The organism is Pseudomonas sp. DTU12.1, assembly GCF_009873475.1.
In the GTDB taxonomy this organism is placed as follows: Bacteria; Pseudomonadota; Gammaproteobacteria; order Pseudomonadales; family Pseudomonadaceae; genus Aquipseudomonas; species Aquipseudomonas proteolytica.
In genome coordinates this window covers 1377748-1390486 of sequence record NZ_CP045254.1, presented here as the reverse complement: position 1 = coordinate 1390486, position 12739 = coordinate 1377748, and the positions used below count along the sequence as shown (strand labels likewise).

Genomic DNA, 12739 nt, shown 5'->3' with positions numbered 1-12739 from the left:
CACCTTAGGTTCGCCTTACTGCCGTATCCGGCTATTTCTGACCTATAATTTCCCAAAATTTCTCTGAGTTGCGTTAAATTGCGCTGCCAATATAAAAATTTCCTTTAATTTTCTAAAATTTCCTTGAGTTGCCTATAGCAGGTGCTGACCACTAGCGCGATCACATAAACGGGAGACGCCAAATGACAAACGGGCCGAAAAAGGTGTATCGCGGTGCAGGGCGAGTTGCCTTCCTGGCCAGGCTTGATGACTTTCGTAAGCTGATAGATGCAGGGCACCCGCTACGTGCGATCTATGACGATTACGCCGAACAGCTTGGCATTGGCTACCCGCAGTTCACCAAATATGTCGGCAGGTATGTACGAGAGGAAAAAGACGATGGGCACCAAAGGAACGGCGGCGAGCAAATCGCCCAACCAAGCCCCTCCCCTCCCTCTACAGGAGGCCCAGGAGGACAAACCAAGGCTACCCCAGCCTCGGCCCAAAAACCCGGCGCAAAACGCCCAGGATTCGAGCACAACCCAAATAGCGGAAACCGCGACGACCTAATCTGACGCCCCACGAAACAGCGAGGTTGTTTAGCCCCTTTAATTTGGGCGAGAAAATGAGGTAGAACTTTTCAGTCTGTCTAATTTTCCTCATTAAAAAAACGGAGAACCCATGGCTCGAAAAACTCTCGCAGAACGCCGTTCTGACGCCCTTTCAGAGCTGGAAACAGCTAAAGCAAGATTGGCGAAATTGGATAATGAGGCGGCTGAAAGAATTGGGAAAATTGCAATCAAATCAGGATTGGTTAATCTTGAAATTACAGATGATCGGATTCGGGAAGAATTCGACAATATTGTGGAAAGGATCAGAAAGGGGGATTGATCATGAAAACCGCTCACCGCATCAGCGCATTGGCCAACCAACTCAACGAACTGCAAGCCTACCTCGGTCAAGCCAGCGGGCGACCTAGTAAAGCCGTTAGAGAAGCCCAACGCATTGCGGCAGAGTTGGCTTCCTCGCTCGAAAACTGGCACCTAGAGACACTACACATCCCTGAACCGGAGCGCAGTCACTATCGGACTCAGAACCCCTATTACTCAGCCCACTAAGGCGCTACGCCATTTCATCAAAAGCCCACTTCGGTGGGCTTTTTTTTGGCCGTAAAAACACATCACGCTGGAAAGACAGGCAGGTCCATGCATGAAGAAAGTACCAGCAAAATCAGGTTGATGCGTGTCAATCTCGCTCAGGCAACGCCCGCAAACCATTGATTTCTATGCGGATAGATACTTATCCGCATATTCCAAACCACACCATATCGGTCAATAATCAAACTTCGAACCATGACAAAACGAGGTGTTCGGCATGAAAACGGAATTGCTGAAATCGCCGATTTCTTCAGCTCGAAAATCGAGAATACGTAATGCCCTTGTTTTAGCAATGAAAAGCACAAGCCTCGGTATGGGTCTCTACTTGGCATCACCCGATGCATATGCCATCTACTGCTCAAACTGCTCGACGTTCTATCAACAGATGTTCGAGTACGCCGAGGCAGTCAACACGGCGCTGAACACTGCCGAGCAGCTACAGACGCAGATTCAGCAGTACCAGAATATGGTCACCCAGGGCACGGGCTTGCCAAGCACCATGTTTGGCAGCATTGCGGCGGACCTTAAAAACGTGGCCAACATTTACACCCGCTCTATGTCCCTAGGCCGCCAGATCCAGAATATGGACTCGCAGTTCAACACCGCTTTTCCTGGCTTTCAGTCCTACCTAAATCAAGCTGCAAACTCGGCGGAAGTACCAGCGCGTGAGCGCTATCAGAAGTGGTCAGAGCAAAACCGCGACAGCGTAAAAGCGGCCCTTGAAGCTGCCAATCTCAATACCAGCACCTTCGAGTCTGAGGATACCCAGCTTGATCACATGGTGGCTCGCTCACAGTCGGCCGTGGGCCGGATGCAAGCCATTCAGGCAGGCAACGAGATAGCCTCTCAGAACGTGCAGCAGTTGCAAAAACTGCGCGATCTACTGGCTACGCAAATAAACATGCAAGGTAACTATATGGCTCAGCAGGGCGACCGAAAGGCTGCTAGCGAAGCCGCCGAGCAAAAGTTCGAGGCCCGTAGAAACAACTGGGGGCCCTCCGAGGATTTCTAACTATGTTCATATCTAAAAATCTGATCGCTGGGTTATGCATCGTCTCTGCTCTTAGTGGTGCTGTTCTGTCCGGATTCATTGTTTCTATCCGCACCGATTGCGTGGCTACTGAGCGTTCGATGCAATCAGACACGGATAAAAAGTTTGAAGCCCGGAAAAACAACTGGGGCCCGTCTGAGGATTTCTAACTATGCAACGCTCAACATTTCTAGCACTTGTCAGTGTGACACTCTTGCTTTCGGCCGGTAGCGTGATGGCGGCAGGAGATGTAACTCAAAGCAATGAAATGAACGGGCTTTTGCGGATGCTTTATCAAGCCGCAAGTGAATGGTCACCACGGCTACAAGGGTATGCACTCAAATTGCTGGCGTCTCTCGCTCTCATCCAATTGGTATGGACGTTCATGCCTTTAGTGATGAAACAAGCTGACCTAGGCGAAGTTGTCGGCGAGCTGATCCGTTTCTTCATGGTCATTGGCTTTTTCTACGCAGTCATTGAGCATTCCGTTCCATGGGCGACAGCCGTAGTGGACAGCTTCCGAGAAGCAGCGGGCACGGCTAGCGGTCTGGGCCGTGCGCTTCAGCCGGGAGATATGTTCGCGGTGGCTGTCAACTTCTCACGCACCATCGTGGAGGGAATATCACTTTTTTCTCCGGGTAAAGCAGTCCTTATCGCGCTTGTTGGTTGCTTGGTTTTACTGTGCTTCGCATTTATTGCGGCATTCATGTTTGTGACGCTTGTAGAGTCGTACGTCATCATCAATGCCTCCGTGCTTTTCTTCGGTTTTGGTGGTTCGCAATGGACACGCGATTTTGCAATTGCACCACTCCGCTTCGTTGTTGCCGTAGGTGCCAAGCTGTTCGTCTTAACATTGATCGTAGGAATTATTGTCACATCGGCGAAGTCCTGGTTAGCGGCTTATACCAATGACGAAGCATCTCTGATGACATTGGCAGGTTTGGCTCTGTTATGCGCCTATCTGACCAAGACTATTCCCGAACTGATTGGCGGGATGATAAGCGGCACATCTATGGGCGGCGGTTCGGCCCTCGGCGGAATGGCTGCGGCCGGTGCGGCCGGTGCGGCTGCCGCAGTCGCCACCATCGCCACGGCCGGAGCCGCTGCGCCCGCCGCCGCTGGTGTGCTTGGCGCTGCTGGTAGTGGTGCAAGTGCTGCAGGGGCTGCCGGTAGCGGAGGATTGGCTGGCGCTATCAACTCCAGCTTTGCCGGTGCGGCAAACTCCGGCACCGGTGCAGTAGCGTCAACGGGCAATGCCGCATCCTCTGGAGTGGGTGCTAGCACTGGTGGCGGCGCAGCCCTCAAGGGCTATACATCAGCGGGATCGAGCGTAGGGGGCAGTACGGCTAATGCGAGGCCTAGCCCTGCCCAGCAATCTAACAGCGGCGTACAGCAGGCCGCCAAGCAGGCTGGAAAGGCAATGCAAGACGACGACAAAGACAAACAGCAAGAGACACCCAAAAGGGGTACTGAAGGCTCGGGAAACGCCCTTTCTCAAGCGGCGAATGGAGGTGCAAAGGTGCTTGGGGTGATGGCTTCAATGGCGGTACCGGGCATGGAGAATGCACATGGCCTGTCCCTTGGTGCTGAATCAACCCCACCTTCAAATAGCGAGGTCAATTCGGCCCCGATAAACAGCGGTGTAGATTTAGCCGCTGATTCCGAGCAGGGGGATTCCAACGTGATCCGTCCAGCCTCAGATGCAAGCCCTACTAATGGTCGCCTAGCCTCGCTGAGTGTGCCAGGTACGGCCTCCAACAACGAAAAAACGGAGAAATAATCATGATGGGCTTTCTGATGTTCGCTGGGTTCGTAGTATTCGCTTTTACTTTCGCCGTCGGCATGTGGGCATTCGGCCGGTGGCTGCGAAGCAAAGGTTACGGGCCGCAGCTAGATAAGCTGGATCGGCAGTACACGGCGTTGCAGCTTCGCGTTAGCCCGCTCGCCATGTCCGCTTCATATCGCATGCTTGCCGGGGCACAGGCTCTGAATCGTATGCCTTTGCTGGGTAGCAAGACTAACGCTAACTTGAACCAGCAGGTTTTGACGGCCATCGAAGCCGCGCGGCAAGCACAGCTGCAGAATAATCCTGACAATCGTTAATCACTACCCTGCCCTACAGACAACCCCGCCCGAGTGCGGGGTTTTGTTTGCATGTCGCACATCAGGAAGGCCTCTGTGCTGCGCTCAGAGCGCTTTTGACACCTTAGGCCTCTCCAGCATTACACCTTCCCTGAAAAGCTGGTTCGGCGGCTCCCGCGGCGCTTGAAGCAAACTCAAATGACAAGCCAGCCTGCGGCGATCCCCTTTTGGTGTCCAGCGGCCGCAGGCCAACCTGCAAGGGGAACCCGAAGAATGTGGAAAAATCGTACGCAAAGGTCGCGGGGCTCTAGTGTCGGCCGAGTGAAGTGCGGCATACCATCTCCATCTGGATGGTTCGCGCAGACCGACGGGCAGCGGCCTACACTGAATCGTTCAATGTATTCGCAACCAACGTGCGGTAATGAAAGGAGCCCACCCGACATGGCCAATATCGAGAACGCCTCTGAACAGCTTGAAGTTCGTATAACCGAGCTGAAGGCACAGTATCAGCAGTTGCAGGACGATTACGATGATGAAGTCCTTTTGTGCACAGGCTTGCTACGCGCTCTAGTCAGGGCAGACTATGACTTATGTGAGACGTTGATCAAGCACGCTGACTGCTCGGCTGAGCGCAAAGCCGACGCACTGCAATACATCGCCGATTATCTCGGCATGGCTTCGTCTTAGATCAAAAGCAGGGGTATCAAAATGTCGAAAGGAGATCGCCTTTTCCGGGGGCCAGAAAGCCATGCAGCGGAGAAACTATCCAGGGATGCACTAGTGCCATTCTTGAATAAACGAGGTTACGTTGTCATTGCCGACAATCGAATTCAATCAGGCGTGGCCACTCAGCAGTTCATCAGCCTCCGCACTCCTGATGACCAGGTACTGAGTATGCGAGTCCGGCTATGCTGGCGGCGCGATGGACGAAATCTCAACGAGAGAAAATACGCAGCGGCTCAGTTGGCAGCGCACCTGCGCCAAGGTGGATGGGACGCAACTCTGGATCACATCACATCGCGAGACACGAAACGCGGGCTCACTCACAATTTACTCGTGCAGCGCGATGGAAGCGCCATCATCTTTGCAGCGCTGATTCCTATCGAAAGCCTTCATGCAATCTGGAACCGCCAACGCGAGGTAAGCGATGACTTGCAACGCCGTGAGCTGAAAGGACGAGCCAAGAAAAATCACGCTCAGAACGGCACCAGCCCGACTTTGTGGTTACAGGATGACAGGACACCTGACGGACACGAAGTGGCCGATGCACTGTGGCAGTGGCCCGGCGTGATCGATTTAGCCAAGCTCACTCCCCATACAGTGGAGTTCGTACTGGCCGACGATACCTACGACGATTGCCCTGCTCCGGACTACTCGACTCTGGGCCGGGATGAAGGTGAGCACGTATCCGTGCTTCGCTCGGAGGTCCGCCGCGATCCGCGCGTACGCCGAGCTGTATTAGAAAGGGCTGGGTTTGCGTGCGAACGTAAGGGTTGTGGCAAACACCGGAACTTCCCCGGCTTCCTAGATGTTCATCACATATTAGGGGCCGAGAAGTCAGACCGAGTATATAACTGTGTGGCCCTCTGCCCGTGTTGTCATCGCGAAGCGCATTATGCCCCATACGCCGATGACCTCAACAAACAGCTACTTACCTACGCCGAGAGGTTCGGCTGAGCCGCCACGCCACCTGTAGTAATACGCACGGACATGGGACAGCTCTCAGCAGCACCATTACCAAACCGGTCAGACCTCCGAATCAACGAGAACGAGACGACGTCAACAGCTTGGGGCTTGGCCATCAGTAATACGCATGGACTTGTCTCACTCACTTCTATTCGGACACCCTTGCAATACGCATGGACCTTGAACACTCTCATACGAAAATTTATAAACTATCAATACGCAAAGGATTTGTACCAGTTCTTCGTCATCCACTTTTCTTAAGCGCACTGCATATGACACTCCCTTTGGTGCCCACCCCCTTACAGGCTATTTATAGGATTTTATCTAAAGGATAATCCTACAGGTTTAGGGGGGGGCCAATTTCACGTTATAAAGGGGTCCGATTACACGTAAAACATGGGGTCCGATTACACTTCATTAAGGGGTCCGATTTCGCGTGGGCAACTCACCAAAGGCCAAGGCATATGAAACCCAAGACGGATAATTTTCTATCCGTCTAGCAGAATACGTAGCAAAAAAAGGAATTCAACTTTGGGCGTGAATTGGGGAATTATAGGGGGTCCGATTTCGCGAGACGATTATCGGAAATATCCAGAGGCAGCATCATTTGAGCGGGCCACCCTTATAAGGGATCGGCGGCGGCGATCCGACAAGAAGAAAACCTCCCCTGATTTGACTGACCTTGGCTTGCGGGTATACCGCCAACACCTTGCGCAACGCGGGAACGAATTTCTTCTTAAAGTCTTTATCAGGGTCCTTTCCAGTGTATTCCTGCGCAAACTGCTCGCGTAGGGGCTTCCAGTATAGCTTTGTCCCCCTGCCCTCGATGCGGTGCAACCGGTGAGCCAGCCAAGCATATATGTCCAAGGCCAGCGCTGAGCCCTTGAGGGCAATTAGAGCTCGGTTATCTAGAGGTACGGCGCTATCAATAAGGGAATTGAAATACCCCTCTGAAAGCACCATCTTGCCGGGCCATAGGAGCCGCTGTTTACTATTGCGGTTCGCTATCCAAGCGTCAAATTGCTCGATGGGCTGGCCGTTGTAGGTACGCCCCTTGAATCCGAGTTGCAAGCGGCACGCTGCTAGTGCATGCATCTGTTTACGCAGAGTGGAGTAACGGCGCCCGTCATCGCCCATCCCCATCAGACGCAGGAACTCGGCCGCACTATCGCCTATCCTGATTTCACGCTCTTTGTTGCGCACAGCGATGGTAGATACCCACGCTAGCGCAAGGCGGGGCATCACGCCATAAGGGACAGGCTGCAATATCGGACCGTTACCCTCGTCTAGGTAGCCAGACTGTATGTTGACCCATGCCGCGCCGCTCTGGCGCATGAACACCTGTCCTTCTACCTTGGAGCGGGGCAAGCCAACTTGGCAAAGCACTGCATGGGTAAAGGTTATGTCTTCAGGCGGGAAAGCCGCAATATTTGCTGCAATGTTCAACAAGTCAATCGCCACTATTCAGGCCCCCATTCCGGGACGTGGAGCCGGGCCCGAATGCCTGCACGTATCAATCCATGTCTCGACCTCTGCGAGATCCCAAACGACCTTCCGACTGCTAAGTGCAATTCGGCGTGGGAATTTACCCTGTTTTTCAAAATTATAGATCGTGCGTTCGCACAGCGGGATCATTGCCAGCAATTGCTTCTTGCTGATGAGCACTTTGCTCGATTTCTTCGATTCTTTCTCCACAACGAATTCCTCGTTTGCCGCTTATCGAGGTTCGATTATTGCCCCATATTTCCAGAGCATTCCAGCGATATTTATCGATTTATTCCTTTCAAAATCAGTACCTTACTGTCCGACAAACGTATATTTCCGGACAAAAGGGACAACGCGATGTCATTGTTCTTTCAGGAGTTTTTCCCGTCAGAAACCTCAAAAAAAATGTGTCCCACAAACGGGTAGTTTCCGGGCAGAAAAAAAACCACGAATGTGGTTTTTTGATAGAGAAAAATAGATCAGCTCCCGCTTATCCCATTATTAAAAACGAACTCAACTCTCTGAACGCGTTTTTTTGCGCGTCCACTCGTCAATCATATCCGCCCAATCCTGCAACATCGCCCGACGCTGATCACGGTATTCAGCTTTGTTGTAGACGGCCCTTACACCCTTCTGCTCGTGCGCAAGGCACTTCTCAATCCAGTCTGAGTTGTAACCCGCCTCATGCAGCAGCGTGCTCGCTGTGCGTCTCAAATCATGCGGTCCGAACTTGCTCAACGGTTGCCCTTCTTTCTGCGCAAGCCGGTAGGTCAGCGTCAGCACCTGATTGATCGTCGCGGTACTCATCGGCAAATCAGAATCGTACCTGGAGGGGAAGACGTAATCTGAACCACCGGCAAACGTCTTCAATGCAATGAAGAAATCCAAAGCCTGCTGAGATAAGAACACCAAATGGGGGTTGCGGCGCTTCATCCGCTCTTTCGGAATGGTCCATAGGGCTTCGCTGAAATTGATTTCGTTCCAGGTAGCGTTGGTCAATTCACTTTTGCGAACCATGGTCAGCAACAGCAGCTTAGCGGCGACTCTCACGGATGAGGCAGTGCCGATGCGGTCCAGGTACTGATACATCAAAGCGATTTCGTCAGGCCCTAGAGCGCGATCACGTGGCTCGAATTTAGCGATGCTTGCAGGACGCACCAGATCAGCCGGATTCTCAACCTTCTGGCCACGCTCTATCGCCCATCGGAACACCTGCATCACAATCTCGCGGGAGTGCACGGCCGTAGCTGGAGCTCCACGCACCACAATTGCATCTGTCAGCGTCCGCAGATCCTCATGATTGATTTCCACCAGTTTCTGATTACCGAAGTGCGGCTTTAGCTCGCGCTCGTAAACCGATCGGCGCATGTCCCGGGTTGAGTCAGCCATCTGATACCCACGCAGCCATTTCTCAGCCCACGCATCAAACGTCTCTGCCCCTTTGGTGCGTGCCTTGGCACGGGCTTTCTCTTTGGCAGGTGACTTACCCGCCGAAACCATCTTTTTAGCCTCGCCCAGGCGCTCTCTGGCTTCCGCAAGTGTGATGCCACCCACGCCATAACGACCGAAGGTGATGGTCTCCTGACGGCCATTGATTGAGTAGTTGTAACGAAATGAGATGTAACCGGCAGCAGTGACGGCCACGTACAGCCCGTCGCGGTCGTTCACCTTGTAGAGATTTTCTTGCGGTTTGAGGTTACGCAGCTTGGTATCGGTCAGCATGGCAGTTACGGATTCCATGGAAAAAATACCATGCTCAGAAAAGTACTCATGCACCACGATAAAACCCAATGAAACCGGGCTGATGGTGAGATTTGATACCATGCCCACCTCTACTAGGGCGACATGGTATCGAGCACCAAGCATGGCATTTGGCTCAGTCAATGCCCCGTACCATGCCACATAAGCACGGTGCTTGGCGATGCACGAAGCTGCCTTTATTTGCCAGCCCCAAAAAGCCAAAAGCCCGCAATCACGCGGGCTTCAGGGGATTTTCGCTAGCAAGTACCGGCAAATCCCGGCAACGCAATCATTCCCACTCAATCGTCGCCGGCGGCTTGCTCGACACGTCATACGTCACGCGCGAAATACCTTCGATCTCATTGATGATACGGCCGCTGACAGTCTCCAGCAGTTCGTACGGCAGGTGCGCCCAGCGGGCGGTCATGAAGTCGATGGTTTCTACCGCACGCAGGGCCACGACCCACGCGTAACGACGGCCATCGCCTACAACACCAACCGACTTCACTGGCTGGAACACCACGAAGGCCTGGCTGACCTTGTGGTACCAGTCGGCCTTGCGCAGTTCTTCGATGAAGATGTGGTCGGCACGACGCAGCAGGTCGGCGTATTCCTTCTTCACTTCACCGAGGATGCGCACGCCCAGGCCCGGGCCCGGGAATGGGTGGCGGTAGACCATGTCGTACGGCAGGCCCAGTTCCAGGCCCAGACGGCGGACTTCGTCCTTGAACAGTTCGCGCAGCGGTTCTACCAGCTTGAGGTTCATTTCCTCAGGCAGGCCACCCACGTTGTGGTGGGACTTGATCACGTGGGCCTTGCCGCTCTTGGCGCCAGCCGACTCGATCACGTCGGGGTAGATGGTGCCCTGGGCGAGGTACTTGATGTTATCCAGTTTGTTGGACTGGGCATCGAAGACGTCGATGAAGGTGCGACCGATGATCTTGCGCTTCTTCTCCGGGTCCGACTCACCGGCCAGGTTGTTGAGGAACTGGTCCTCGGCGTTGGCGCGGATCACCTTGACGCCCATGTTCTCGGCAAACATGGCCATCACTTGTTCACCTTCGTGCAGGCGCAGCAGACCGTTGTCGACGAAGACGCAGGTCAGTTGGTCGCCAATCGCCTTGTGCAGCAGCGCGGCAACCACGGAGGAGTCAACGCCGCCGGACAGGCCCAGCAACACGTTGTCGGTACCGACCTGGGCGCGCACGTTGGCGATGGCGTCTTCAGCGATTTTCGACGGGGTCCACAGGGCTTCACACTCGCAGATGTCGAGGATGAAGCGCGACAGGATGCGCCCGCCTTGCTTGGTGTGGGTCACTTCCGGGTGGAACTGCACGCCGTAGTAACGACGCTCGTCGCTGAACATGCCGGCAATCGGGCAGCTCGGGGTGCTGGCCAGGATGTGGAAGTCTTCCGGCATCCTGGTGACCTTGTCACCGTGGCTCATCCAGACGTCGAGGCCGAACAGGCCGTCGGCGTCGACGTGGTCTTCGATGCCGTCCAGCAGGCGGCTCTTGCCGACCACGTCCACACGGGCATAACCGAATTCACGCAGCTCGGAGCCTTCGACCTTGCCGCCCAGTTGCTCGGCCATGGTCTGCATGCCGTAGCAGATACCGAAGACCGGCACGCCCAGGTCAAACACCGCTTGCGGGCAGCGCGGGCTGTTAGCTTCGTGCACGGACTCGGGGCCACCGGCGAGGATGACGCCTTTAGGGGCGAATTCGCGGATCGCTTCGTCATCCATATCGAACGGATGCAGCTCGCAGTACACGCCGATTTCACGCACGCGGCGGGCGATCAGTTGGGTGTACTGGGAACCGAAGTCGAGGATCAGGATACGGTGGGCGTGAATGTCGAGGGCCATGAAGTCAGTCTCGTCTAATGAATCAGAAACAACTCGGGGCTGAAAGAACAGCCCCGGTTACTTAACGTTTTGCTGGAAGCCTCAACCTACGCGGTAGTTTGGCGCTTCCTTGGTGATCTGCACGTCGTGGACATGGGATTCAGCCATGCCGGCGCCGGTGATCCGTACGAACTCTGGCTTGGTGCGCATTTCTTCGATGTCGGCGCTGCCGGTGTAGCCCATCGAGGAACGCAGGCCGCCCATCAGTTGATGGATGATGGCGCTCAGGGTGCCCTTGTACGGCACACGGCCTTCGATGCCTTCCGGGACGAGCTTCTCGGCGCCTGCCGAGGAGTCCTGGAAGTAGCGATCGGAAGATCCTTGCGCCTGGGACATGGCGCCCAGCGAACCCATGCCGCGGTAAGCCTTGTAGGAACGGCCCTGGAACAGTTCGATCTCGCCTGGCGCTTCTTCGGTACCTGCGAACATCGAGCCCATCATCACGCAGGAAGCACCGGCTACGATGGCCTTGGACAGGTCACCGGAGAAACGGATGCCGCCGTCGGCGATCAATGGTACGCCAGTGCCTTCAAGGGCAGCGGCAACATTGGCGATGGCGCTGATTTGCGGCACGCCCACACCGGCGACGATACGCGTGGTGCAGATCGAGCCTGGGCCGATACCGACCTTGACTGCGTCAGCGCCGGCTTCGGCCAGGGCCTTGGCGGCAGCGCCGGTGGCGATGTTGCCGCCGATCACCTGCACGTCAGGGAAGTTCTGCTTGACCCAGCGTACGCGGTCGATCACGCCTTTGGAGTGACCGTGGGCAGTGTCGACCACCACCACGTCAACACCGGCAGCGACCAGGGCCGAAACGCGGTCGCCGGTGTCTTTACCGGTACCAACGGCGGCGCCAACGCGCAGACGACCTTGGTCATCCTTGCTGGCAAGCGGGTAGGCCTTGGCTTTTTCGATGTCGTTGACGGTCATCATGCCCTTGAGGGCGAATTTGTCGTCGACGATCAGCACGCGCTCGATGCGGTGCTTGTGCAGCAGTTCACGCACATCGTTCTTGTCGGCGCCTTCCTTGACAGTGACCAGGCGCTCTTTAGGCGTCATCACTTCACGGACGGTGACTTCAAGACGGTTTTCGAAGCGCACGTCACGGGAGGTGACGATGCCGACCAGGTCGCCATCGTGCAGCACTGGAACACCGGAGATGTTGTGCAGGCGGGTCAGGTCGAACAGGTCGCGTACGGTGGCGTCGGCTTCGATGGTGATCGGATCTTTCACCACACCGGCTTCATAACGCTTGACCTTGCGCACTTCGGCAGCTTGCTGGTCGATGGTCATGTTCTTGTGGATGATGCCGATGCCGCCTTCCTGAGCCATGGCGATTGCCAAACGGGCTTCGGTGACGGTGTCCATGGCAGCGGAAACCAGGGGAATATTCAGCTCGATGCCACGGGTTAGGCGGGTCTTGAGACTGACTTCGTTAGGAAGCACCTCGGAGTAACCGGGCACTAGGAGAATGTCGTCGAATGTCAGAGCTTCTTGGCTGATACGCAGCATCGCGGGGGCTCCCGAGCGGGAAAATGGAAGCGCGCCATTATATACATGCGCCCTGCCGGGCTCAATGTAAAACTCTGACAAACTTGGTAATACTGATAGATGGGTAAAACACGCCGCCTTTCGGTAGGAGCGAGCTTGCTCGCGAAGATCGTGAATGCACCG

The 12739-nt window shown here is 55.0% G+C and carries 13 protein-coding genes; 8 read left to right on the top strand and 5 right to left on the bottom strand.

What is annotated here, in order from left to right; genetic code table 11:
- Nucleotides 1–182 precede the first annotated feature (182 nt).
- The 8 genes from GDV60_RS06160 to GDV60_RS06125 all read left to right on the top strand — a co-directional run bounded on the left by GDV60_RS06160 (nt 183) and on the right by GDV60_RS06125 (nt 5925).
- Nucleotides 183–554 (top strand): TraK family protein, encoded by a 372-nt coding sequence (locus GDV60_RS06160; RefSeq protein ID WP_159906615.1) that lies wholly within the window; start codon nt 183–185, stop codon nt 552–554.
- A 106-nt stretch (nt 555–660) separates the two neighbouring features.
- On the top strand, nt 661–870 hold the full coding sequence (locus GDV60_RS06155) for a TraC family protein (protein WP_159906613.1): 210 nt from the start codon (nt 661–663) through the stop codon (nt 868–870).
- A 2-nt stretch (nt 871–872) separates the two neighbouring features.
- Entirely contained in the window at nt 873–1097 is a 225-nt protein-coding gene (locus GDV60_RS06150) for a hypothetical protein (protein WP_159906611.1), read from the top strand.
- 256 nt (nt 1098–1353) lie between these two features.
- Nucleotides 1354–2148 carry a P-type conjugative transfer protein TrbJ gene (trbJ, locus tag GDV60_RS06145; RefSeq protein WP_159906609.1) on the top strand — a complete coding sequence of 265 codons (795 nt, stop codon included), beginning with the start codon at nt 1354–1356 and terminating at the stop codon, nt 2146–2148.
- A 190-nt stretch (nt 2149–2338) separates the two neighbouring features.
- Nucleotides 2339–3946, top strand: a complete 1608-nt coding sequence (gene trbL, locus GDV60_RS06140) for a P-type conjugative transfer protein TrbL (RefSeq protein ID WP_159906607.1) — start codon at nt 2339–2341, stop codon at nt 3944–3946.
- 2 nt (nt 3947–3948) lie between these two features.
- Nucleotides 3949–4269 (top strand): hypothetical protein, encoded by a 321-nt coding sequence (locus GDV60_RS06135; protein WP_159906605.1) that lies wholly within the window; start codon nt 3949–3951, stop codon nt 4267–4269.
- A 420-nt stretch (nt 4270–4689) separates the two neighbouring features.
- On the top strand, nt 4690–4935 hold the full coding sequence (locus tag GDV60_RS06130; RefSeq protein ID WP_159906603.1) for a hypothetical protein: 246 nt from the start codon (nt 4690–4692) through the stop codon (nt 4933–4935).
- Nucleotides 4936–5028: 93 nt separating this feature from the next.
- Nucleotides 5029–5925 carry an HNH endonuclease signature motif containing protein gene (locus GDV60_RS06125; protein ID WP_256679362.1) on the top strand — a complete coding sequence of 299 codons (897 nt, stop codon included), beginning with the start codon at nt 5029–5031 and terminating at the stop codon, nt 5923–5925.
- Between the two features lie 612 nt (nt 5926–6537).
- Here GDV60_RS06125 and GDV60_RS06120 read toward each other — a convergent pair.
- The 5 genes from GDV60_RS06120 to guaB form a co-directional block, all read right to left on the bottom strand.
- Nucleotides 6538–7395, bottom strand: a complete 858-nt coding sequence (locus tag GDV60_RS06120) for a replication protein RepA (protein ID WP_256679361.1) — start codon at nt 7393–7395, stop codon at nt 6538–6540.
- Between the two features lie 3 nt (nt 7396–7398).
- Nucleotides 7399–7629: an AlpA family transcriptional regulator gene (locus GDV60_RS06115; RefSeq protein WP_159906599.1), complete on the bottom strand. Its 231-nt coding sequence runs from the start codon at nt 7627–7629 to the stop codon at nt 7399–7401.
- 303 nt (nt 7630–7932) lie between these two features.
- Complete coding sequence (locus tag GDV60_RS06110; RefSeq protein WP_159909187.1) at nt 7933–9141, bottom strand: site-specific integrase; 1209 nt, start codon at nt 9139–9141, stop codon at nt 7933–7935.
- 307 nt (nt 9142–9448) lie between these two features.
- Nucleotides 9449–11026 (bottom strand): glutamine-hydrolyzing GMP synthase, encoded by a 1578-nt coding sequence (gene guaA / locus GDV60_RS06105; protein WP_029298509.1) that lies wholly within the window; start codon nt 11024–11026, stop codon nt 9449–9451.
- Between the two features lie 81 nt (nt 11027–11107).
- Entirely contained in the window at nt 11108–12577 is a 1470-nt protein-coding gene (guaB, locus tag GDV60_RS06100) for an IMP dehydrogenase (RefSeq protein WP_070994746.1), read from the bottom strand.
- Nucleotides 12578–12739: the final 162 nt, after the last annotated feature.